At 67.0% G+C, this 23,027-nt stretch carries 19 protein-coding genes, 1 other RNA gene and 1 pseudogene; 9 read left to right on the forward strand and 12 right to left on the reverse strand.

Annotation, left to right across the window (positions count from 1 at the left end; genetic code table 11):
* Positions 1-177: 177 nt before the first annotated feature.
* From ACYVH8_RS06525 to ACYVH8_RS06540, 4 genes are all read right to left on the reverse strand, one after another.
* Positions 178-2,046 carry an STAS domain-containing protein gene (locus tag ACYVH8_RS06525; protein ID WP_460488068.1) on the reverse strand — a complete coding sequence of 623 codons (1,869 nt, stop codon included), beginning with the start codon at positions 2,044-2,046 and terminating at the stop codon, positions 178-180.
* Between the two features lie 44 nt (positions 2,047-2,090).
* Positions 2,091-3,056 carry an RNA polymerase-binding protein DksA gene (gene dksA / locus ACYVH8_RS06530; RefSeq protein WP_460488069.1) on the reverse strand — a complete coding sequence of 322 codons (966 nt, stop codon included), beginning with the start codon at positions 3,054-3,056 and terminating at the stop codon, positions 2,091-2,093.
* A gap of 235 nt (positions 3,057-3,291) precedes the next feature.
* On the reverse strand, positions 3,292-4,353 hold the full coding sequence (locus ACYVH8_RS06535) for a CobW family GTP-binding protein (protein WP_460488070.1): 1,062 nt from the start codon (positions 4,351-4,353) through the stop codon (positions 3,292-3,294).
* 204 nt (positions 4,354-4,557) lie between these two features.
* Entirely contained in the window at positions 4,558-5,739 is a 1,182-nt protein-coding gene (locus tag ACYVH8_RS06540) for a class I SAM-dependent rRNA methyltransferase (RefSeq protein ID WP_460488071.1), read from the reverse strand.
* Between the two features lie 89 nt (positions 5,740-5,828).
* On the opposite strand from ACYVH8_RS06540, the gene ACYVH8_RS06545 reads away from it, so the two are divergent.
* Positions 5,829-7,574 carry a methyl-accepting chemotaxis protein gene (locus ACYVH8_RS06545; protein ID WP_460488072.1) on the forward strand — a complete coding sequence of 582 codons (1,746 nt, stop codon included), beginning with the start codon at positions 5,829-5,831 and terminating at the stop codon, positions 7,572-7,574.
* A gap of 4 nt (positions 7,575-7,578) precedes the next feature.
* Here the strand turns inward: ACYVH8_RS06545 and xerC are convergent, their stop codons facing one another.
* Genes xerC through dapF form a run of 3 tightly spaced genes read right to left on the reverse strand, consistent with a single transcriptional unit; the run spans position 7,579 to position 10,215 of the window.
* Positions 7,579-8,532 (reverse strand): tyrosine recombinase XerC, encoded by a 954-nt coding sequence (gene xerC, locus ACYVH8_RS06550; protein WP_460488073.1) that lies wholly within the window; start codon positions 8,530-8,532, stop codon positions 7,579-7,581.
* A gap of 3 nt (positions 8,533-8,535) precedes the next feature.
* Positions 8,536-9,234, reverse strand: a complete 699-nt coding sequence (locus ACYVH8_RS06555; protein WP_460488074.1) for a DUF484 family protein — start codon at positions 9,232-9,234, stop codon at positions 8,536-8,538.
* Between the two features lie 36 nt (positions 9,235-9,270).
* Positions 9,271-10,215: a diaminopimelate epimerase gene (dapF, locus tag ACYVH8_RS06560; RefSeq protein WP_460488075.1), complete on the reverse strand. Its 945-nt coding sequence runs from the start codon at positions 10,213-10,215 to the stop codon at positions 9,271-9,273.
* Positions 10,216-10,297: 82 nt separating this feature from the next.
* Between dapF and ACYVH8_RS06565 the strand changes: the two genes are divergently transcribed.
* Positions 10,298-10,843, forward strand: a complete 546-nt coding sequence (locus tag ACYVH8_RS06565; RefSeq protein WP_460488076.1) for a carboxymuconolactone decarboxylase family protein — start codon at positions 10,298-10,300, stop codon at positions 10,841-10,843.
* Positions 10,844-10,960: 117 nt separating this feature from the next.
* On the opposite strand, the gene ACYVH8_RS06570 is transcribed toward ACYVH8_RS06565, so the two are convergent.
* The gene (locus ACYVH8_RS06570) at positions 10,961-11,944 is read right to left on the reverse strand and encodes a tripartite tricarboxylate transporter substrate binding protein (RefSeq protein ID WP_460488077.1); all 984 of its coding nucleotides are present in this window, start codon (positions 11,942-11,944) and stop codon (positions 10,961-10,963) included.
* A 73-nt stretch (positions 11,945-12,017) separates the two neighbouring features.
* Between ACYVH8_RS06570 and ACYVH8_RS06575 the strand changes: the two are divergent.
* The 4 genes and pseudogenes from ACYVH8_RS06575 to ACYVH8_RS06590 form a co-directional block, all read left to right on the forward strand.
* Positions 12,018-12,899: pseudogene (locus ACYVH8_RS06575) on the forward strand (MBL fold metallo-hydrolase); the annotation flags it as partial.
* Positions 12,896-13,612 (forward strand): RNA pseudouridine synthase, encoded by a 717-nt coding sequence (locus tag ACYVH8_RS06580; RefSeq protein WP_460488078.1) that lies wholly within the window; start codon positions 12,896-12,898, stop codon positions 13,610-13,612. The pseudogene ACYVH8_RS06575 and the gene ACYVH8_RS06580, both read left to right, overlap by 4 nt.
* A 62-nt stretch (positions 13,613-13,674) precedes the next feature.
* Positions 13,675-14,889 carry a YjgN family protein gene (locus ACYVH8_RS06585; RefSeq protein WP_460488079.1) on the forward strand — a complete coding sequence of 405 codons (1,215 nt, stop codon included), beginning with the start codon at positions 13,675-13,677 and terminating at the stop codon, positions 14,887-14,889.
* Positions 14,890-14,897: 8 nt separating this feature from the next.
* Positions 14,898-16,037, forward strand: a complete 1,140-nt coding sequence (locus tag ACYVH8_RS06590; protein ID WP_460488080.1) for a M48 family metallopeptidase — start codon at positions 14,898-14,900, stop codon at positions 16,035-16,037.
* Between the two features lie 3 nt (positions 16,038-16,040).
* On the opposite strand, the gene nhaR is transcribed toward ACYVH8_RS06590, so the two are convergent.
* Positions 16,041-16,937, reverse strand: a complete 897-nt coding sequence (gene nhaR, locus ACYVH8_RS06595) for a transcriptional activator NhaR (protein WP_460488081.1) — start codon at positions 16,935-16,937, stop codon at positions 16,041-16,043.
* Between the two features lie 134 nt (positions 16,938-17,071).
* Here nhaR and ACYVH8_RS06600 point away from each other — a divergent pair, with 134 nt between their 5' ends.
* The gene (locus tag ACYVH8_RS06600) at positions 17,072-17,605 is read left to right on the forward strand and encodes an Rrf2 family transcriptional regulator (protein ID WP_460488082.1); all 534 of its coding nucleotides are present in this window, start codon (positions 17,072-17,074) and stop codon (positions 17,603-17,605) included.
* 47 nt (positions 17,606-17,652) lie between these two features.
* Here ACYVH8_RS06600 and rnpB read toward each other — a convergent pair.
* Positions 17,653-17,972, reverse strand: an RNA gene (rnpB, locus tag ACYVH8_RS06605) — RNase P RNA component class A.
* A gap of 76 nt (positions 17,973-18,048) precedes the next feature.
* On the opposite strand from rnpB, the gene ACYVH8_RS06610 reads away from it, so the two are divergent.
* Entirely contained in the window at positions 18,049-19,782 is a 1,734-nt protein-coding gene (locus ACYVH8_RS06610; RefSeq protein ID WP_460488083.1) for an NAD(P)/FAD-dependent oxidoreductase, read from the forward strand.
* Positions 19,779-19,913: a hypothetical protein gene (locus ACYVH8_RS06615; RefSeq protein WP_460488084.1), complete on the forward strand. Its 135-nt coding sequence runs from the start codon at positions 19,779-19,781 to the stop codon at positions 19,911-19,913. The genes ACYVH8_RS06610 and ACYVH8_RS06615 overlap by 4 nt, the downstream gene beginning before the upstream one ends.
* Before the next feature lie 8 nt (positions 19,914-19,921).
* On the opposite strand, the gene ACYVH8_RS06620 is transcribed toward ACYVH8_RS06615, so the two are convergent.
* Positions 19,922-20,206: a hypothetical protein gene (locus ACYVH8_RS06620; protein ID WP_460488085.1), complete on the reverse strand. Its 285-nt coding sequence runs from the start codon at positions 20,204-20,206 to the stop codon at positions 19,922-19,924.
* A complete protein-coding gene (locus tag ACYVH8_RS06625; RefSeq protein ID WP_460488086.1) occupies positions 20,203-22,911 on the reverse strand; it encodes a bifunctional diguanylate cyclase/phosphodiesterase in 2,709 nt (902 codons plus the stop codon). Before ACYVH8_RS06625 ends, ACYVH8_RS06620 begins: the two co-directional genes overlap by 4 nt.
* Positions 22,912-23,027 lie beyond the last annotated feature (116 nt).

Raw genomic sequence — 23,027 nt, forward strand, 5'->3', positions numbered from 1 at the left:
AATCGTTCTAAATGAAGGACTTAGCAAGTGATATGAATGTGATGGATGAAGGAAGACAGAGGGTCCGTCGTCGCACCGATACGGCGCAAAAATGCGACGGCGACACAAGGAATCCGAGCACGTATCACGGGGTGATACAGCTGCATGGCGCTGCCAACCGCGCCGCCCAAAAAAAACTCAGGCGGCGCGCGGCACCACCCGGGCGTGTTCGGAGATGCCGATCACGTTGAAGAAGGCGGCCACGATGCGGTTGACATCGCGGAACTGCACCTGGCAGCCCTTGCCCTGCTGCTCGGCCACCCAGTTCAGGATGCTGCCGGCCGCCGAGAAGTCGACGCGGATGAGGCGGGCGCAGGACACCACCATGCGGGTGGCCCCCTCCATGCCGGCCTCCAGCTTGGCCAGAACCTCGGCGGCATCGCCCAGGATCTCGCCATAGAGCTCGACCACGGCGGGCGGCTGGTCCTCCAGGCCGACCGGCATGGTCAGGTTCTGCAGCGGATCGTCCCAGGTCGAGTGCGGATCGTCCCAGCGCGAACGGATATCCTCGGCCTCGGCCTCGGCAGCGTCCATCGCGCCCTGCAATTCACAGCTGCAACGCGCCTTCTGCCAGGACGGTGGCGACACCTCATAGGTGACGCAATAGTCCAGCGCCACCAGTTCGAAGGCATCCTGCAGACGCATGATGCGCAGCGCGTCCATGCGCAACTGCCAGCACATGGTTTCCACGCTGCGGTCCCCCGAAGGCGTGAGCGCGAGCAAGGCGCGCTCCAGACTGGCATGGCCGCGAAAAACCAGGGTGGCCGGGGTCACGCACCACTGGGCGACCAGACGGGCCAGGTTCGGCACGGCATCCGGACCGATACCCGCCAGCCCATGCCAGTCCAGCACCAGCGCACCGGGCACGCGCATCAGCGCCTGCAGTTCTTCAAGCGCAGCAGCCGTCAACTGGGCCGGACTGCTCCAGTCCGGCGCACGGGCCGCCGAAGAGGCACGGGCTGCCGGCGCTGCATTGGCCTTGGAACGCCCCAGCAGGTCGGGCGTGGAGAACCAGGCCGGGGCCGAACGGCCGAAGCGGCTGGCGAATTCGATGGCCACGCTGTCAAAGCGCGCCTGCTGGCCCGTGGCACGGTAAAGATCGAACAGGGCCGACATCCAGGTCTCGGCCAGGTCGGGGCGCAGGCCGTCGCCCAGCAAGGCCGCCAACAGGCTCTCTTCGGCGCCGGCATCGTCGCCGTTGGCAAACCGGATGGCGGCGTCTTCCAGATCGGGGTCGGTCAGATTGTCGGACGGCGCCGCAGCGTACAGGCGCTGGGTTGAAAAACCGGCCCCCATGGGAGCTCGGGGGGCCATGGACTGCTGCAGGTTCTGCGGACGACTGATGGGAGCAGCACCCCGCACGCCCGCCGCTGGCGCCCCCTGGCGCAAGCCCATGGGCGCAGGCACGGTGAGCGCGGCCTCGGCCAACTGGGTCGGGGGGTATTCCCCCCCCTCCGGGACATCGGCCCATTGGGAACTGTCGGGGCGCAAAGCCGAGGCTTCGGTCGGCTCGAAACGGCTGTCTTCCGAGGGGTCCGAGGTCGGCTCCCCGTCGGGCGCCGAAGCGGGCGGCTCGGTCGGACCGGCATCGGGCCGCACACCGTGCCTGGCTGGCGCGACGGGGAAGGCCCCGGCACGCGAGCCGGCTTCCTTGCCCTTCCACCACTGGCGCGACATCTGCGCCTCGATCTCGTCGATCTTCTTGAGCGTCTCGGCGCGATCGTCGTGGTTGGAGGTCAGGCTGCTCTGGAAGAAGGAGGGGCGTCCCGCCTGGTCGGAGGGACCCAGCGGCTCGCGGCGGCGCAGCTTGCGCAGGTGATCGAATTCGCGCTTGCGGACAAAGTCGTTCTGCCGCTTGCGCTCAATCATCTCCTTGAGCGCCTCCTTGCTGTAACCGCTGTCCGCCTCGGGCTCCTTCTGGTCGAGCTCGGACCAATCCTTGGTCGGATTGCGCACGAACTTGGCCACCTTGGACAACAAGCCGGACCGGTTTTCGTCTTCAGCCATGTCGGGATTATGAGATGCGCGTCAGAAGGAACGTGTGTTCTGGATCAATCCCCGAACATCTTCTGCTTGAGCTCGCGGCGCTGCTGAGCCTCCAGTGAAAGCGTGGCCGTGGGACGGGCCAGCAGACGGCCCACACCGATGGGTTCGCCGGTCTCGTCGCAGTAGCCGTAATCGCTGGCATCGATGCGCCCGATCGATTGCTCGATCTTCTTGAGCAGCTTGCGCTCGCGGTCGCGCGTGCGCAGCTCCAGCGCATGCTCTTCCTCGATGGTGGCGCGGTCGGCCGGGTCCGGCACGATGACGGTGTCCTCGCGCAGGTGCTCGGTGGTCTCGCCGGCGTTGTTCAGAATGTCCTGCTTGAGCTGCTGCAGGCGCACGCGGAAGGCCACCAGCTGCTTGTCGTTCATGTACTCGCTGTCGGGCATGGCCATCAGCTCTTCATCGCTGAGTTGATCGCCCGGCTTGGTTTTCCAGTTGTTGGCGAGCTTGGGGTCTTTTTTGACGGAGGAAGGCAGGGGGGGGGCAATCAGGGTCTGGGACATGGTGGGGGTGTAACTGGCCTTGACGGCGGTGGATGCCGTCGTCTGGGCCATGGAGGGAACGGTCAGCTGCGCCAGACGGGCCGAGGCCTTGGCCGTGCGGACCGGCGCTTCGGGTGCGACCACCTTCACCGGCATCGGCGCGGGCGCCTTGGGCAGGGGTTTGGCAGCAATGGGCTTGGCAGGTGCGCCGGTCTTGCCGGCCTTGGTCGCCGGTTTGGCAGCGACCTTGGCCTTGGGAGCCGGCGCCTTCTTGACGGCCGCCTTCTTGGCTACCGGCTTGGCAACAGCTTTCTTGGGAGCCGGCTTGGCCGCCGCCTTCTTGGCGGGGGGCTTGGCCGCGACTTTCTTGGCCACCCCAGGTTTGGCGGGCTTCTTCGCGGCCGGCTTGGCCTTGACCGCCGGTTTGGCAGCAGCTTTTTTGGCAGCCGGTTTGGCCTTGCCTGCAGCAGATTTGGCTTTGGAAGACACGGGCACCTTTCCTGGTTGGGCTTTCACTTCTTGTCTCCTGGCAAGCTGGGCCTGCGCTAGATTTCTTCTGGCCTGCTGTTATACCCGCATTGCGGACGTGAGGACGGATCCAGAGCAAAATTTATGGCGCGCGAGTGTACATACTTTCACATGAGCGTCATGGGGGTTGCGAAACCGAGACAGCCACCACCGCCGGGGTGGATGGACTTGCGGCTCCCACGGGCAGGTCACCGCCTCAGACCAGGCTCTGCTCCAGGCCCTGGAGCAGAACGTCCTTGGGCAGGTCGATCCCTATGAAGACCATTTTGCTCAGGCGCTGCTCGCCCTCGGTCCAGACTGGCCCCAGGTCGCTGCCCATGAGCTGGTGCACGCCCTGGAAGATCACCTTGCGGTCGGTGCCCTTCATGTACAGCACACCCTTGTAGCGCAGCATGCGCGGGCCGTAGATGTTGATGATGGCGCCCAGAAAATCCTCGAGTTTGGCCGCATCGAAGGGGCGCTCGGAGCGGAAGACGAAGCTTTTCACATCGTCGTCATGGTGATGGTGGCGCCCATGGCCGTGCCGGTGCGAAGGATGATCGCAATGCTCGCCATGTTCGTGGTCATGGTCGTGGTGCGCATGGTCGTGCCCGTGCTCGTCCTCCTTGAGGAAGTCAGGATCGATCTCGAGCTTGGCGTTCAGATTGAAGCCGCGCAGATCGAACACCTCGCTGATCGCCACCTCGCCGAAGTGCACCGCCTTCTGCGGCGCCCGCGGGTTCATGTGCTTGAGGCGATGCTGCAGCGCCGCCACATCTTCGGCCGAGGCCAGATCGGTCTTGCTGATGAATATCTGGTCGGCAAACCCGACCTGGCGGCGCGCCTCCTGCCGGTCATCGAGCTGCTGGGCGGCGTGCTTGGCGTCCACCAGGGTGATGACGGAGTCGAGCAGGAAGCTTTCGGCAATCTCGTCGTCCATGAAGAAGGTCTGGGTCACCGGGCCGGGATCGGCCAGGCCCGTGGTCTCGATCACCACGCGCTCGAAGTCCAGTTCGCCCTTGCGCTTCCTGGCCGCCAGATCCTGCAAGGTGGTGCGCAGGTCCTCCCGTATGGTGCAGCAGATGCAGCCATTGCTCATCTGGATGATCTGCTCCTTCGTTTCTGAAACGAGAATGTCGGTGTCGATGTTCTCCTCGCCGAACTCGTTCTCGATCACGGCGATCTTCTGGCCGTGCGCTTCCTGCAGCACGCGCTTGAGCAGGGTGGTCTTGCCGGAGCCAAGGAAGCCGGTGAGGATGGTGGCGGGAATCAGGGCCATGGATGTACTCTCGGAAAGGGGGGCCCGCCAACTCGCGCGGCGCGCAAGCGATGGGGTGTCGAAGGCGGGGGATAGATGATGAGTTTAGCGGAATGCCATTTTCGGGGAACGCCGTGGAACCGGCTCTGCCGGGCCACTGGCGTTGCCCCCTGCAAGGGGGGGGGTGGCAGAGCGACACGAAGTGCGCGCAGCCTGGGGGGTGCCTTATTTCCGCATCACCACCAGTCCCTTGAGGTACTCGCCTTCCGGGAAGTTGATCGTCATGGGGTGGTCCGGGGCGCCGCCCATGCGCTCGTGGATGTAGCCGTCCACGCCGGCGTCGGCGCCGGCCGAGGCCACGATCTTGTGGAAGAGGTCGGCGCTGATGCCGCCCGAGCAGGAGTAGGTGAACAGCACACCGCCGGGCTCCAGGATCTTCAGGCCCAAGCGGTTGATGTCCTTGTAGGCGCGCGCTGCGCGCTCGGCGTGGGCCACCGTGGGTGCGAACTTGGGCGGGTCGAGCACGATGGCGTCAAAGGTGCGCCCCTCCTCCACAAAACGGCGCAGGCTGGCGTTGACGTCGGCGTCGAGGAACTCGGTGCGCGCCGCGTCGAAGCCGTTGAGCGCGACATTGGCGCGTGCCTGCTCGATGGCCGGCCCCGAAGAATCGATCGAGGTGACATGGGCCGCGCCCCCGGACAGGGCCGCCACGGTGAAGCCCCCGGTGTAGCAGTAGCAGTTGAGCACGCGCTGGAACTGCAGGCGTCGCGCATGGTCGGAAAAACGCTTGCGGCTGTCGCGCTGGTCCAGGTAGAAGCCGGTCTTGTGGCCCTGCGCGATGTCCAGGCCCAGGCGCCAGTCGTGCTCGCGCAGCACCAGCCCGGTCGGCCCTTGCCCACGCAGCCAGCCGGTGACCTCGGGCAGGCCTTCGAGCCCGCGCGCGCTGGCGTCCGAGCGTTCGTAGAGCCGGCTCAGTCCGGTTTCGGCCAGCAGCGCGTCGGCCAGCACATCCTTCCAGCGCTCGGCGCCGGAACTGAGGAACTGGGCGACCAGGGTGTCGCCATAACGGTCCACGATGAGGCCGGGCAGGCCGTCGGCCTCGCCATGGATCAGGCGCAGGCCATCACTCTGGATGTCAAAACGTGTCCGGGCACGGATGGCGGCGATCACCAGGCCGGTCAGAAAAGTCCCGTCGATGCGCTGTTTTTCGTCAAAACTCCAGACGCGCGCACGGATTTTGGACTGGGGACTGAAGGACGCCCAGGCCAGGAATTCGCCCCGGGCAGACTCCACGCGCACCGTTTCACCGGCGTCACCGCCGCCCTTGGCGATGGCCGATTCGAAGAGCCAGGGGTGGCGGCGCAGCAGTGAGCGCTCCTTGCCTTCCTTGATGCGGATCATTTTCATGTCTTGAATTGTCGGGCTTTTCCGGGGTTCCCTTCCCCGTCAAATTGGTTAGAGTGTTCCCAATAGGTCCATTGCCTGAGGAGATAACGATGAGATTAAAGGACGTCAAGCTTGGAACCAAGCTCATGGGTGGTTTCATCCTGGTCTTGTTCCTGGCGGCCCTCCAGTCGGTGCTGGCCGTTTTCGGCACGAGCGCGCTGAACACCAGCACCCAGCAGATCTCCGACCATCTGCTGCCCGGAGCCCTGCACACGGGCTTCCTCGGCACCCAGGCCAGCCGCCTGCGCGCCGCGCAGTTCCAGCACCTGCTGGTCTTTGGCGAGGATGAACGCCGGGCCATCGAAAAGCAGATGGAGGGCCTGCGCGAGGCTGTGGACACCGAATCGCAGGCTTATGCCCGCATCATCACGATCGGCGAAGAGAAGTCCCACTTCGACAAATTCCAGGGTGAATGGAAGAAATACCAGACCCAGCAGACCGAGATCGTCGGGCTCGGGCGCCAGCGCCGGGACGAAGAGGCCATGGACATCCTCAAGGGTCAGGGGCTGCAGACCTTCGACGCCATGCTGGCCGAGTTGCGCGCGCTGTCAGATCTGTCCCAGGACGGCTCCGTCCTGGCGCGCGACACGAACGCCAGTCTGCAGCGCAATGTGATGATCGGCAACCTGGGCGCCCTGCTCGTGACCATTGTGCTGGGCCTGCTGATCGCCCGCACCCTGAGCCGCGCCATCTCCGGCGGCGTGGGGTATGCCGCCAGCCTGGCCAGCAAGGTCGCCCAGGGGGACCTGAGCTCCCCCATCAACCCCAACACGCGGGACGAGATCGGCACCCTGCTGCACTCCCTGCGCGACATGCAGTCCTCGCTGGCCCAGGTGGTCTCGCGCGTGCGTCAGGGCAGCGAGTCGGTCTCCACAGCCAGTGCCGAGATTGCCCAGGGCAACCACGACCTCAGCGCCCGCACCGAGAGCCAGGCGAGCGCCTTGCAGGAAACCGCCGCGTCGATGGAAGAACTCTCTTCCACCGTCAAGCAGAACGCCGACAACGCGCGCCAGGCCAACCAGCTGGCCCAGAGCGCCAGCACCGTGGCGGTGCAGGGCGGTGAGGTGGTGGCCCAGGTGGTCGACACCATGAAAGGCATCAACACCAGCGCGCGCAAGATCCACGACATCATCAGCGTGATCGACGGCATCGCCTTCCAGACCAATATCCTGGCGCTGAACGCGGCCGTGGAAGCTGCGCGCGCGGGTGAGCAGGGGCGGGGCTTTGCCGTGGTGGCCTCGGAGGTACGCTCCCTGGCCGGGCGCAGCGCCGAGGCGGCCAAGGAGATCAAGAACCTGATCACCGACAGCGTGCAGCGGGTCGAGCAGGGCAGCGCCCAGGTCGATCAGGCCGGCGCCACCATGAGCCAGGTGGTGGCGGCCATCAAGCGCGTGACCGACATCATGGGCGAGATCAGCTCGGCCAGCACCGAGCAGAGCCAGGGCGTGAGCCAGGTCGGCGAGGCCATCACGAGCATGGACCAGACCACGCAGCAGAACGCCGCGCTGGTGGAAGAGATGGCCGCGGCAGCCAGCAGCCTGAAAACCCAGGCGCAGGATCTGGTGCAATCGGTGGCGGTGTTCAAGCTGACCGACGGCGCCGCCGCGCCCGCATCTGCCGGCGCGCCACCCAGACTGGCCGCACGACCGGCGCCGCGCGCAGTCCCGGCGCCCACACCCGCTCCGGCCCCGGGCGCGCAGCGGCGCCTGGTCGCGCCAGCAAAGCCCAGGGTGGCCCCGCCTGCGGCACCCGCCAAATCTTCCACCGGTGCCGACAGCGACTGGGAAACCTTCTAAGGCATCAAGTCTTCTTGCTGCGCGCGCGCGGATGCGCCGCGTCGTAGGCCCGCGCCAGGTGCTGGAAGTCGAGCCGTGTATAGACCTGCGTGGTGCTGATGTTGGCGTGGCCCAGCAATTCCTGCACCGCGCGCAGGTCGCTGCTGGACTGCAGCACATGGCTGGCAAAGGAATGGCGCAGCATGTGCGGATGCACCGGCGTGGCCAGTCCCGCCTGCAGGCTGCGGCGCTTGATTCGCAACCAGATCGACTGGGGCGTGAGGCGTGTGCCCTGGCGGCCCGTGAAAAGCGCCGCCTGTCCGGCCGGCGCGCCTGCGCTGGCACGCAGCTGCAGCCAGTGCTGAAGGGCCGCCATCGCGGCCGAGCCCACCGGCACGCTGCGCCGCTTACCGCCCTTGCCCAGCACGTGCACCTCACCGGCCCGCAGGTCGATCCAGCCACGCGCCGTGCCACTGGCGGCCACGTCCAGGCCCGTCAGCTCGCTCACGCGCAGGCCGCTGCTGTAGAGCAGCTCGACCATGGCGGCATCACGCGCCTCCAGCCAGGGATCGCTCTCTTCGGCGCGGAAACCGGCCAGCTGCACCGCATCGTCGACGCTCAGCGCCTTGGGCAGGGGCTTGGCCGCCTTGGGCGCGCGCACGTCCTGCACCGGATTGCTGCCGACCAGACTCTCGCGCCCGAGCCAGGCATAAAAGCCGCGCCAGCCCGACAGGACAAGCGCAATGCCACGGCCGCTGCGGCCGCCGCTGTGCATCTGCGCAATCCAGCGCCGCACATGCGCGCTGTGCACCTGGCGCAGCGGCACTTTGGTTTCAGCCGCGAAGTCGGCGAGCTTGCGCAGGTCCAGCGCATAAAGCTCGACGGTGCGCTGCGCCAGGCGTTTCTCGACCCGCACATGCTCCAGATAGCGTTCGACCAGAGCGAGGTCGTCGGCCGCGAGCGCGACGGGCCGGGTCACGGTTTACCTCAGCGGCGTCAGCGCCGCGCTCGCCACCTCGGCGATGCGCGCGAGGAACTCCGTGCCCATGGTGCTGGTGTAGCGCTGGGCATCGGGCGAGGCCAGCACCAGCATGCCGAAGGCCGGGCCATTGCTGCCGGCCGTGCCCAGCGGACGAGAAACGGAAACTGCGTCCGCTTCCAGCGGACGCAGGGGCAGCAGAGCCAAAGAGACGGCCTGTGAGGGATGGGCCAGCCAGGCGGTGGCTTCGAAACCGGAATTGACGCCGCAGAAAGGCTCACGCAGCGAATGGGCCAGCAGGCGCGCGTCCTCGCTCACACCCTGGGCAAAAGCGGCGCCGGCATGGGCAGGCGCCACGTCCCAGACGCGTATGGCCACCTGCGGCACGGCGAATTGCAGCTGGATGGAGCTGGCCACCGCCTCGGGAATCGCTGCCGGCTCCTGCGCCAGGAAGAGGTCACGGGCCCAGCACAGCATGCGGTCCGACAGCGCCAGGTTGTCGCTGCCGTGGCGGATCATCTCGATCAGGCGACCTTCGAGCATGCGGATCTTCTCGCGCAGCATCTCGGCCTGGCGCTCCTGCAGGCTGACCGTGCGCCGGCTGTGCGGACTGATCAGGCGCACGGCGGCCAGCAGATCGGCCTGGCGCTCGAAGAACTCGGGGTTGTCGTGCAGGTAGCTGGCAATGTCTTGTTCGGTCATGGGCGTTGAGCGTCCGGTGTTGAGCGTTGAGCGGTTTCAGAGGGTGGGCACATCGACTTCGCCTTGGAAGACAGTGGTGGCCGGGCCGGTCATGAACACAGGCGGGACAGGGCCCCCACGCCCCTCACTGCGTGTAGATCGCTGCCCCCCGAGGGGGTTGTCGCCGCCTTGGGGCGGCCCGGCTGCATCGACGCCACCAGCCCATTCGATGGTGAGCACACCGCCGCGCGTCTGCACGTCCACCCGCGCATCGAGCAGGCCCAGGCGGATGCCGGCCACCACGGCCGCGCAGGCGCCGGTGCCGCAGGCCAGCGTTTCGCCGGCGCCGCGCTCCCACACGCGCAGTTTCACGTGCGCACGGTCCAGCACCTGCAGGAAGCCGGCGTTGACGCGACGCGGGAAACGCGCGTGGCTTTCGATCAGGGGCCCCTGCGCATGCACAGGCGCCGTTTCCACATCGACCACCAGCTGCACCGCATGCGGGTTGCCCATGGAGAGCACGGCCACCGGCACGGTGAGGCCTTGCACCGGCAGCGCCCAGGTCAACCAGGCGCCGCTGGCCACGGGTGTGAGGCCGGCGCCGTCGAAAGGGATGCGCGACAGTTCGAAGATGGGCGCGCCCATGTCCACGGTGACGCGGCCATCGGGCGTGAGACGGGGTTCGATCACGCCGCCCAGCGTTTGCACGCGCAGGCTGTCCTTGGCCGTCAGGCCCTGGTCGCGCACAAAACGTGCGAAGCAGCGCGCGCCGTTGCCGCACTGCTCCACCTCGGCGCCGTCGGCGTTATGGATCACGTATTCAAAATCGATGCCGGCCGCCGGGGCCGGCCGCACGGTGAGAATCTGGTCGGCGCCGACGCCGAAATGACGGTCGGCCAGCCAGCGGTACTGGGCGGTGGACAGGCCAAGACGGCCTTGCGTCTCGTCGAGCACCACAAAGTCGTTGCCCGCACCCTGCATCTTGGTAAAGCGGATACGCATGGCAGTAAATTATCCGCCGTTTCAAGGCGTATCCTTGAGGCTGTCCGCTCCAATTCACTCACCCACTCACGAGAAAACAACGATGCGCCTGCCCGAATGGACCCCCGAACGCAAACCCCAGCCGAAGGAACTGGTGGACGCCATCCTGGCGCGCCGCGGCGGCACTCTCATCAACCTGGACAAGGCCCTGCTGTGGAGCGAACCCCTGGCCCGCGGCTGGAACACCTACCTCAAGGCCGTGCGCAGCGAGCTGCCCACCAGCCTCAAGCTGCGTGAGCTGGGCATCTGCACCGTGGCCCTGCTGACCGGCGCCAGGTACGAGTACCACCACCATGCCCCGGACTTCCTGGGCGCCGGCGGCACGCAGGCCCAGCTCGACGCCCTCAACGCTTTCGTCAAGATCGATCCACGCGGCATCCCGCGCGATCCCTCCTTGAGCGAACTGGAAACGCTGGTGATCCGTTATGCCGCGCAGATGACGCTGGACGTGAAGGTGAGCGACGAGGTGTTCGACGCCCTGCGCCGGCATTTCAACGAGACCCAGATCGTCGAGCTGACCAGCGCCATCGCCACCTACAACATGGTGGCGCGGTTCCTGGTGGCGCTGCAGGTCACACCGGAGGACTGAACTCGACGCGCGGGGATCTGTTTCGCCGCCGGGCCGCCCCAAGGCGAAACGTGGCCCCCTGTGGGGCCGAGGCCCCACAGGGGGCCACACGCAGTGTGGCGACCCGTGGAGGCAACATCAATCCGGCTTGATGTTGTTGTCTTTGACCACCTTGGCCCAGATGTCCATCTGGCGCTCGATGAAGGCCTGCCCGGCCTGCGACGTGCCGCCCAGCACATCGATGCCTTGGCTCTCCAGCCGCTTGGCGACTTCGGGGTTCTTCATGACCTTGTTGATGGCGTCATTCATGCGCTGCACGATGGCCGGCGGTGTCTTGGCCGGCGCCAGCACAGCCCACCAGGCGGGCGCGTCGAAGCCGGCAAAGCCGCTCTCGGCAATGGTCGGCACATCCGGCAGTTGCGGCGCGCGCTTGCTGGTGGTGACGGCCAGGGCCCGCATGCGCTTGCTGTCCACGTGCGGCTTGACCACAAACACCGAGCCGATGGCCAGCGGCACGTGGCCGGCGACAGCATCGTTCATCAGCGGGCCGCCCCCCTTGTAGGGGATGTGATTGAAATTCATGCCACCGTTCTTGCCCAGCAGGGCCATGGCGAGGTGGCCCAGGCTGCCCGAGCCGATGGAGCCGTAATTCGCGCCCTTCGCACCCTTGGCGGCCGCCACCACGTCGGCGAAGGTCTTGAACTCGGAGCCGGCGTACGTGGCCAGCACCATGGGCGAGGTGCCGAGGACGATGACGGTGCTCAGGTCCTTCTTCGAGTCGAAGGGCAGATTGGGAATCAGGCTGGGGTTGACGCCATGGGTATCGAACACCACGGCAAAGGTGTAGCCATCGGCCGGCGCCGCCGCGACCGCCGCCGCACCGATCGAGCCGGAAGCGCCCCCCTTGTTGTCCACGATCACGCTCTGCCCAAGCTCCTGCTGCAGGTACGGGGCCAGCAGGCGCGAGACCTGGTCCACCGAGCCACCGGGCGGGAACACCGCCACCAGCTTGATCGGCTGCTTGCTCGGCCAGTCCTGTGCCAGCGCGCCCTGGCATAACAGCAGGCCTGCAGCGCCGGCCAATGCCAGCATCAGGCGCAGGCAAGTTCTTTTTTGCATCATGGTGTCTCCTCGTTGTGTCGTGCAGAATCGTTCCATGGTAAGCCCAAATCCCGCAGCGTCCACCCCGCACGAACCCCAATCCGGCCTGCTGGCCGCGCCACCCTGGCAGCATGGGCAGGCCGTGGCCCTGCTGCCCCATGTGCTGCGCCTGACCGCGCCCAACCCCGGCCTGATGACCGGCCCGGGCACCAACAGCTACCTGGTCGGCGAAGCGGCCACGGGCTGGACCGTGATCGACCCCGGCCCCGACGACGCGGCGCACATCGAACGCCTGTGGCAGGCCGCCGGCGGCGACATCCGCCTGATCGTCTGCACCCATTCACACGCTGACCACGCCCCGGCCGCGCGGCCCTTGCAAGCCCTGTGCGCGCAGCGTGGTGGCAGCAGGCCACCGGTGCTGGGCCTGCCCTCGGCCCCCACCGCCAACGCCACCAGCCACTTCGTGCCCGACCGTGCGCTGGCCGATGGTGAACCGCTCACCCTGCACGCCGCGCAGAGCAAGCGGCGCCACACCCTGCAGGTCATCCACACCCCGGGCCATGCCGCCAACCACCTCTGTCTGCTGCTGGCACAGGACGGCCTGCTGTTCTCGGGCGACCACATCCTCAACGGCAGCACCACGGTGATCAACCCGCCCGACGGCAATATGACGGCCTACCTCGACGCACTGGATGCGCTGGATGGCGCTTGCGCGGCGCTCGGCCTGGGCTACATCCTGCCGGCGCACGGCCATGTCATGGACAACGCGCGGGAGGTCATCGCCAAACTCAAGGCCCACCGGCTGGCGCGCGAAGCCAAGGTGCGCGTGGCCATGCAGGCCCGGCCCCAGGGCACCCTGGACGACTGGGTGGTGCTGGCCTATGACGACGTGCCGTCCAGCATCTGGCCGCTGGCCAAACGCTCCCTGCTGGCCCATGTCGAACGGCTGCAGTCACAAGCCGGCGGTGCGCCATGAACGAGCCCGTCCGCCTGTCCAAACGCGTGGCCGCCCTGCGGGCCTGTTCACGCAGCGAGGCCGAGCAGTACATCGAAGGCGGCTGGGTGCGGGTCGATGGCCGGGTCGTCGAGGAACCGCAGCACAGGGTGCAACACGAACTGATCGAGATCGACCCCGCGGCCCGGCTGACGGAACTGCTGCCGGTCACGCTGCTGCTGCACAAGCCCGCCGACCAGGCCTCGCCGCAGCAACTGCTGAACGCGGCCAGCCATAGTCGCGAAGACCCCAGCGGTATCCGCGTTCTCAAACGCCACTTCCACCAGCTCACCTGCGCCACCCCGCTGGAGCCCGCGGCCAGCGGCCTGCTGGTCTACACCCAGGACGGGCGCGTGGCGCGCAAGCTCGCCGATGACGGGCGGGTGATCGAAGTGGAAGTGACGGTCGAAGTCCGGGGCGAGGTCTCGGCCGCCCAGCTGGCGCTGCTCATGCGGGCCACCGACGAAGGCGGGCGGCCGCTGCCGCCGATCAAGGCCAGCCTGAACAGCAGCCAGGCGGGCCGCAGCAAATTGCGCCTGGCCATCAAGGGCATGCATGACGGCCTGATCGCCTACGTCTGCGAACGCGCCGGCCTGCAGATCCTGGCCATGAAACGCATCCGCATCGGCCGCGTGCCCATGACCCAGCTGCCCCCCGGACAGTGGCGTTACCTGCAGGCCCACGAGCGCTTCTGACGCCCTCAAACGCCTGGGCGGCGCTGCTAAACTGCCTGCGCAACAACACGACAAGGAGAGACATGGACAGCACGACACAGCGCCACGGCATCGCCGCCTACCGGCTCCGTTTCTCCGGCAGCGGTGGCGAATACTTCCGGGTCTGGATCGTCAACCTGCTGCTGTCCATCGTCACCCTGGGCCTGTACACGCCCTGGGCGCGCCGGCGCACCGCGCGTTATTTCTACGACCACACCATGATCGCCGGCAGCCCGCTGGAGTTCACCGCGCCGCTGCGCAAGATGGTGGTCAGTTTCATCCTCTTCGCCCTGCTCTACGTGGCCTACAAGATCGCCGCCGAGACCGGGCAGGACACCGTGGTCTCGATCTTCATCATTGCCGTCGCCCTGCTGGCCCCCTACATCTGGGGCAGCGCCATGCGTTTCCGTCTGGCCAGCACGCGCTGGCGCGGCCTGCAGCTGCAGTTCACCGCGCGCTGGAAAGACGTCTACGTGGCCAGCTGGCCGATCTTCCTGATGGCCGCGATCTGGGTCGGCATCACCTACGGGCTCGACGTCCTGTCCGCCGACGCGGCGCCGCCGGCGCGCGCGCAGAACGGCAGGCCCGGCCCGGCCTGGCCCCGGATGGACGCGCCCATGTGGGGACTGATCGCCCTCGGCCTGGCGCTCAGCGTGCTGTGCATCATCCGCGTGGAATTCAACTACAAGAGCCTGCTGGTGCTGCGCACCGGCATCGGCAAGCAGCGTGGCCGCTGGAAACCGGTCTATGGCGATTTCGTGCGCATCTGGGGTGCGACCATCGTCGTGTTCCTGGCCGGCGTGGCCCTGATCCTGGCCCTGGCCGTCGGTGCGGCCTACACCATCGAATCCATGTTCAGAGCGGCCCGCGGCCCGGCCGTGTTCCTGCTGATCTTCCTCATTGTGATCGCCGCCTTCCTGGGCCTGGTCCTCGCCTCGGCCCCGGCCCGCGCCTACCGCGAAGCGCGCATGTTCAGGCTGATCTGGAGCAATGTGGGCCTGAGCCAGATCGCCCGCTTCAAGTGCGACCTGCGGCATTGGGCCTTTGTGCGCCTGCGCATCAAGAACATCCTGCTCACCCTGCTGACCCTGGGCTTCTATCGCCCCTACGCCCGCGTCAGCGAATACCGCATGAAGACCGACGCGGTCACCCTGCACATCAAGGGCGGGCTGGACCAGCTGGTCGGTGAGCTGGTGCGCCAGCAGGATGCGCTCGGTGATGCCCTGGCCGACATGGCCGGACTGGACATCGTGGGTTAGGGCCTGATATGACTACGGCGCCGAAACCCGTTGCCGCGCCCCTGCGGGCCAAGTGGTTCAACGGGCGCCACAGCCGCGCGCGCGAAGTGCTGATCGTGCTGGAGCCCGGCCCCCGGGGCCCGGCCCTGCACCTGCACGTGGTGGATCTGGCGCATGCCGCCTCGCGCCGCTTCGGATACGACGAGGTCGAGTGGCCGCCGCAATGGAGCGCCGGCCGCGCGCCCGAACGCATCACCGTGGCCTTGCGTAACCACGGCAGCGTGGAGATCGACCAGCCCCAGGCCTGGCAGCAGGCCCTGGCCGCGGCCGGCGACCGCCCCGGCCTGGCCCAGCGCATGCAGACCCGCTGGCCGGTGCTGCTGGGTGTGCTGCTCGTGGCCGTGGCCGGCCTGTTGGCCTTCTACCGCTGGGGCACACCCTGGGCCGCCGCGCAACTGAGCCGCCATGTGCCGCTGGAGTGGGAACTCAGCCTGAGCCAGCAGGCCCTGGCCCAGGTGGACCAGGCCTGGCTCAAGCCCAGCCAGTTGCCCCCCGAGCGCCAGCAGGAACTGCGCACGCAGTTCACGGAACTGCTCGCCCGCCTGGAGCCCTCGCTCAAGCGCTACCCGGCCTACACCCCGCGCTACGAACTGCACTTTCGTCGCGGCATGGGCCCCAATGCCTTCGCCCTGCCCGGCGGCACGGTCGTCATGACCGATGAGCTGGTCGCAGAAGCCGCCAAGCAGGGCCTGGGCGACGACGCGCTGCTGGGTGTGCTGGCGCACGAAATCGGCCATGTCGAACACCGCCACGGCACCCGCCTGGTGGTGGAGCAGGGTGTGCTCAACGTCGGCCTGGGCCTGGCCCTGGGCGACGTCTCCAGCCTGGTGTCCATGACCAGCACGGTGATGACCGGCCTGGCCTACCGGCGTCAGCATGAAAGCGAGTCCGACTGCTTCGCGCTGCGCCTGATGGCGCTGGCCCGGCGGCCTGCCGCGCCCATGGCCGACCTGCTGCTGGGCATGTCACGCGGACGCAAGGACGCTGACACAAAGGACGGCAAGGCCAGCAGCAGCATGGTGGGCGACTGGCTCAGCACCCACCCGGCCACGCCGCGGCGCGCCGAACTGCTCAAGGCCGGGGCGGATGCTTCCTCCTGCCCGCGCTAAGACTCAGGCGTGGAACAGACGGCCGCGTGCTGCCTGCGTGATGGCTGCCACCGCCGGGTGCTTGATGCGCCGCTCGACCGAAACCGCGTAAAACTCCTCGACCAATTCCTCGCTGCGGCCGATCACCTCCACGCCGTAGTGGGCCACCGTCTCGGCCTCCAGCACGGCGGGCGACATGAAGACGCCCCGGCCCTCGCGGCCGAAGGCCGTCATCAGCGCACCATCGTCGAACTCACCCACGATACGCGGCTGGATCTGCTGGCGCGCCAGCCAGCCGTCGAGCTGTTGTCGCACCGAGGAGGCCGCGCCCTGGATCAGCATGGGCGCGCCGTGCAGGCATTGCGGAAAGTCCCCTTGCAGCCGCCCTCGCAGCGAGGGGGCGCAAAAGAAGCTCATGGGCGTGGCGCCCAGCGCGTGGTTGTAGGCCTTGACGCTGATGCGGCGGGTCAGCGGCTCGTCGGCGATCACCAGATCCAGCCGGTGCAGCGCCAGCTGCGCCAGCAGGTCGGGGAACTTGCCCTCCACACCGATCAGGCGCACCGGCTGAGCCAGGTCCATGGCCGGCGCCAGCAGGCGGTAGGCCACCGACTTGGCCACCGAATCCGCCACCCCCACGCGAAAGTCCAGCAGGCGCGGTCCGCCCTGCGGCTGGCGCAGGGCGGCCTCCAGTTCAGCCCCCAGCGTGAAGATCTCGTCGGCATAACCCAGGGCCACGCGCCCGTCGTCGGTCAGTTCCAGTTGGCGCCCGCTTTTGCGAAACAGCTTGCGGCCCAGACGCTCTTCGAGCAATTTGATCTGCCCGGACAGGGTTTGTGGCGTAGTATGTAACTGCTCACCCGCCTTCAGGATGCCGCCCGTTCGTGCCGCCACCCAGAAATAATGCAAATGCTTGAAATTCATGGGAACTCGCTCGCTTCGTTTTAATCGAAGAGATTCGTTTGAAAATTCGAATTTACCGGAATATCACCGAGGCTTACAGTGATCCGTGCGGGTGTCTCGCACCCGCACCACCTGTCTGCAGAAAGGAAACTGCCATGCGTTTAAGCGCCAAGAGCCGGTTTGCCGTCGCCGCCATGATCGATCTCGCCCTGCGCGAGACCGGCGGCCCCGTCCCCCTGAATTCCATCGGGCTGCGGCTGCAGATCTCGCTGTCCTACCTGGAACAACTGTTCAGCAAGCTGCGTCAGCAGGGCCTGGTGGAGAGCACCCGCGGGCCGGGCGGGGGCTACACCCTGGGCCGCAACCCGCAGCAGATCAGCGTGGCCGACATCATCCGCGCCGTCGAAGGCGCGCGCGCCCTGCAGTCCGAGGAAGCCTCCGAGACCGGCGAGGCCGGCTGGCAGCTGACACAGGACCTGTGGAGCGGCCTGAACAGCCGCATGATGGAGCACCTGCAGTCCATCAAGCTGCAGCAGCTCTGCGAGGAGCAACGCGCCAAGGGCGTGCAGGTGGAGGCGAGGCCGGCCAGCCGGCGCGGCATCTTCACCCGGCGCAAGGTCGAGCCCGTCAAGACCACGGCGCCGAACTCGGTGTTCGCCCTGGCCGCGGCCCTGACCGGCAAGCGCTGAAGCAGCAAAGAAAATGGGCGCTGCCGCGGCAGCGCCCATGGGCATAAGTGTGAAGTCGGCCGATAAGCCGGATTCTGTGCGCCCGCAGTCGCCTGCGGTGTGACCGCCATTAATCTGGGCCGGGGGTCGCCCCACCGGCTCGGTGCTACCTACCCGCACACTCGGGGGGCCCCGTCAACGTGTGCCTATTTGGTATTGCTGCGCGTAGAGATTGCCCGTTTCACCCCAACTTAATGGGCTCGTCTCTGTTGCTCTGATCCTCACCTCACGGTGGAGAGGTGTTACCTCCTACGCTGCCCTGTGCAGTCCGGACGTTCCTCCAGTGCCTGGTTTCCCAGATTGCACCAGCGGCGGTCTGGCCGACTTCACGGACCAGATTATCCCCTCCCCGGCGTATCATGGCGGCCTTCTTCTGCTTGATCGATACAAGCCCAGGGAATTTCATGATCCGACTGACCGAACTCAAGCTGCCGCTGGAGCACCCGCCCGAGGCGCTGCCCGCGCTCATCGCCCAGACGCTGGGCCTCGCGCCCGGCGACATCCCCCGCCACACCGTCTACAAGCGCAGCTTCGACGCGCGCAAGGCCGAACTGCAGCAGGTCTACATCGTCGACGTGGAGCTGGCGCCCGCGCTCGAAACTTCCCTGCTCGCAAAATTTGCGTCACATCCGCACATCGGCCCCGGCCCGGATCTGGTCTACCACCCGGTGGCACAGGCCCCGGCCGGTCTGCAGGAACGGCCCGTCGTCGTGGGCTTCGGCCCCTGCGGCATCTTTGCCGCGCTGCTGCTGGCGCAGATGGGCTTCAGGCCCATCGTGATCGAACGTGGCGCCACGGTGCGCCAGCGCACCCAGGACACCTGGGGCCTGTGGCGCAAGCACATCCTCAAGCCGGAATCGAACGTCCAGTTCGGCGAAGGCGGCGCCGGCACCTTCTCCGACGGCAAACTGTACAGCCAGATCAAGGACCCGCGCCACCTGGGCCGCAAGGTCATGCACGAGTTCGTGCTGGCGGGCGCACCCGCGGAGATTCTGGTCGAGGCGCATCCGCACATCGGCACCTTCAAGCTGGTCAAGGTGGTGGAAAGCATCCGCGAGCAGATCATCGCCCTGGGCGGCGAGATCCGCTTCGGGCAGCGCGTGACCGATGTGCTGCTCGATGAAGGTCCCCAGGGCAAGGTCATGCGCGGCCTGCAGGTGCTGGACCAGGCCACAGGGCAAAGCCACGAACTGCCTGCGCGCCACGTGGTGATGGCCCTGGGCCACAGCTCGCGCGACACCTTTGCCATGCTCTGGGACCGCGGCGTGAACCTGCTGGCCAAGCCCTTCTCCATCGGCTTTCGCATCGAGCACCCGCAGGGCCTGATCGACCGCGCGCGCTGGGGCAAATACGCGGGCCATCCCCTGCTGGGCGCGGCCGACTACAAGCTGGTGCACCACGCGAAGAACGGCCGCGCGGTCTACAGCTTCTGCATGTGCCCGGGCGGCACGGTGGTGGCCGCCACCTCCGAGCCGGGCCGCGTGGTCACCAACGGCATGAGCCAGTATTCGCGCAACGAGCGCAACGCCAATGCCGGCATCGTGGTCGGGATCGAGCCCACGGATTACCCCAATGGCATCACCGACGCCGCCGACTGGCAGGCCGCCTTCGGGGAGGAAGACGGTCTGCGCTACGCCCTGCAGGCCGCCGCCATGGCCCAGCAACAGCCCCCGCAATACCACCCGCTGGCGGGCATCGTGCTGCAGCGCCAGCTGGAAGCCCGGGCCTATGTGCTGGGCGGCAGCAATTACGAGGCGCCGGGGCAACTGGTCGGCGATTTCATCGCCGGCAAACCCTCGACCGACTTCGGCAGCGTGTTGCCCTCCTACAAACCCGGGATGCACCTGGGCAACCTGCATGGCGCCCTGCCCGCCTACGCCATCGAGGCCATCCGCGAGGCGCTGCCGGCCTTCGGCCGCAAGATCAAGGGCTTCGACATGCAGGATGCCGTGCTGACCGGCGTGGAGACCCGCACCTCCTCGCCGCTGCGCATGCCGCGCGGCGAAGACTTGCAGAGCCTGAACGTGCGCGGCCTCTACCCGGCCGGCGAGGGCGCGGGTTATGCCGGGGGCATCCTCTCGGCGGGGGTGGATGGCATCAAGGTGGCCGAAGCGCTGGCGCTGGACATGCTGTCGTGACGGCGACCGGGATCTACGCGCCGTCCTGGACCCGCCGGGACCAGTACACGCTCTGGTTCTACCGGGTCGGTGGCTATGTGCTGCTCAATGTGCTCGACGAGCCGGCCTGGCTGGCGCTGATCTTCTGCTGAGAACCCGTTCAGGGCGGTGTCTTCGGCTTGGGCGGTGGCGGCGGTTTGTGCGGCTTGCGCACGACGGGATGGTGCGGCGTGTCGGTGCCGGGCGGCGCCGGCAGGGCATCGGGCCCGCAGGCGGCGCGCACCGTGGCGCCATAGGTCGTCAAGGCATATTGCGACGGCTCCATCTTGTTGCGCCTCTTGAATTCGTTGTAGTCGGCCCAGGCCGCGTCACAGTTTTGCGCTGCCGCCCCCAGCGTCATCGCCATCAGAAACAGCCCGGTCAGGGTCCGCACACTGCGTTTCATGGCATGCCTACTTTCTCGTTGACAAGCCGCGCACTGGTCTGCGCCATGAAGCCGGCAAAGGCCTGGGCATCCATGGGGCGCGCGAAGTGATAACCCTGGGCATCGTCGCAGGCGAACTCGCGCAGCAAGGCCAGTGTCGCGGCGTCTTCCACACCTTCGGCGATGGTGCGCAGGCTCAGGCTCGCGCCCATCTGGATGATGGCGCGCACGATGGCCGCATCGTCCGGGTCTCTGGCCAGATCGCGGATGAAGCTCTGGTCGATCTTGAGCTTGTCCACATCAAAGCGCTTCAGATAGGACAGGCTGGAGTAGCCGGTGCCGAAGTCGTCGATGGCCAGCTTCACGCCCAGTTGCTTGAGCTGGCGCACGCTGCCGAGAACGCTCTCGGTATCGCGGATCAGGATGGACTCGGTCAGCTCCAGCTCCAGCAGCTGCGGGTCGAAACCGGAACTCTGCAGGGCCTGGGCGATGGACTGCTGCAGATCACCGCGGCGGAACTGCACCGCCGACAGGTTGACCGCCATGACCAAGGACGGCAGACCGGCGGCGCGCCAGGCCATGGCCTGGCGGCAGGCTTCCTGGATCACCCATTCACCGATGGGTACGATCAGCCCGCTGTCTTCGGCCACCGGAATGAAACGCGCCGGCGAGATCAGCCCGTCCTCGGGATGACGCCAGCGGATCAGCGCTTCGGCCCCGATCACCCGCCCGCTCGTCAACTCGAACTGCGGCTGGTAGTGCAACTCGAACTCCCCCTGGGCCAGAGCGCGCCGCAGGCCGCTCTTGAGGCGCAGCAGTTCGACCGCTTCGACGTTCATCTGTTCGTCGAAGAAACGGTAGTGGTTGCGCCCGGCATCCTTGGCGCGGTACATGGCCGTGTCCGCCCTCTTGAGCAGGGTCTCGAAATCACGTCCGTCGTCCGGGTAGAGCGCCACCCCGATCGAAGCCGAGGTGGTGAGTTCATGACCGTCCACCGCAAAGGGGGCCTGCAGGCGCTCGCGGATCTTGAGCAGCACGGGCGGGATCGCCTCCGTCCCGCCCAGATCAGAGAGCACGATCAGGAACTCGTCGCCGCCCTGGCGGCTGATGGTGTCGGTCTCGCGCACACAGGCGCCCAGGCGCACGGCGATTTCCTGGAGCAGGGCGTCGCCCACGGCGTGGCCCAGCGAGTCATTGATGGTCTTGAAGTTGTCCAGATCGAGAAACAGCAGGGCCACCTTGTTCTGCGAGCGCTCGGCATGCGCCATGGCCTGCCCGAAGCGATCCTGCAGCAGCAGGCGATTGGGCAAGCCGGTCAGCACATCGCGGTAGGCCAGGAACTCGACCTGCTGCTCGGCCGCCTTGCGCGCGGTGATGTCGGCCGCAATCGCCAGATAACCCGTCACCGCGCCGCTGGCGTCGCGCAAGGGCGCCAGCGTGGTGCTCAGATCAAACAGCGTGCCGTCCTGCTTCTGGCGCTGCACTTCGAGATCGATGATGCTCTCGCCGCTCAACACCCGATCGCGCAACTCGGTCGTCTCGCGTTCCTTGCCTTGCGGCACGGTCAGCAGGTGCTTGCCCAGGATCTGTTCGGCGCGCCAGCCGAAAAGCTTCTCGGCCGCCGGGTTCCAGGCCGTGACGATGCCGCGACGGTCCCGTGTGTAGAGGGCAAAGGGCGATGAGCGGATGATGGTCTGGTTCAGCTGCTTTTCGGCGTCCAGCGTGCGGTAGGCCTGCTCGAGCGCGCCCACCGCCGCATACTGGCTGCGCCAGGTGCGGCGGATGAAAAACGCAAACACGGTGCTGACCAGGAGAAAGAGCAGCACCATGATGGCGGCCTTGTAGGCCTCGTCCCGCCAGGCCGCCAGATAGTCTTCTCTGGCCAGGCCGATGACCAGGTGGTAGGCCGTGCCCTGGACCCTGCGATAAGAGGAAATCCGCTCGACGTTGTCGACGATGGAGCGGGCCTTGTAAGTGGCCTCTGTCCGTCCGCTGCGGACCAGTGCGCGCAACTCCTGCGAACCGAAGGGCCGTCCCACCGATTGCGACAAATCGCCCGGCAATGGCTGCCTGACCACGAGCCTGAAATCGTCGTCGAACAGCGTGAACGAACCGCTGGCGCCCACCTGCAAGGGAATGAACTGCTCGATGAAGAGGATCAGCGGCACCGAACCCTGCACCACCCCGGCAAAGCGGCCATCACGCTGCTGGATGGAGCGTGACAGGTTGAGCACCCACTTGCCGCTGATTCGCCCCTGCACCGGCTTGCCGATCACCAGTCCGGCGTCCGGCCTGGCCTGGAGCTGGAGAAAATAGTCGCGGTCGGCGATATTGAGCCGGCCGGCCGACTTGACCCCGGTGCCGTGGGTCAGCCACCCCTGCGCATCGGCCACGCGCAGCCCGTCCAGCTCGGGCAGCCTCTGCAGCTTCTGTTCAATGAGCGCCTCGAGCTGGGCCGGAGACGACGTCTTCGCGGCTTCACTGGCGACAGTCTGCAGGGCCAGGTCGACCACACGGATGGAGGCTGCGATGTCGTGCTCCATCAGGCGCGCCAGGTTCGCCGTCGTCACCGCGGCCTGGTCCTCGTACTGCTGCTGGCTCTGCTGCAAGGCCCAGAGGACAGAAGCGATCAGACCCAGATTGAAGATCACCACGGCAAGCACCAGCCGCGTCATGAAGTTGCGCAAGGCAAGTGCGGCAGCGGGTCGCGATGAGGGAACTGGCATGAAGGGCGCGGGTGGTGGTGGCCGCTGGCGCTCAGCAGCAAGCGGCCCCTGTCATTGTGGACATGTCCCCGAGCCGATGCAAGCGATGCCCCGGAAAACAAAAACCCCGGGGAAAC

It is taken from the genome of Curvibacter fontanus (assembly GCF_054780335.1).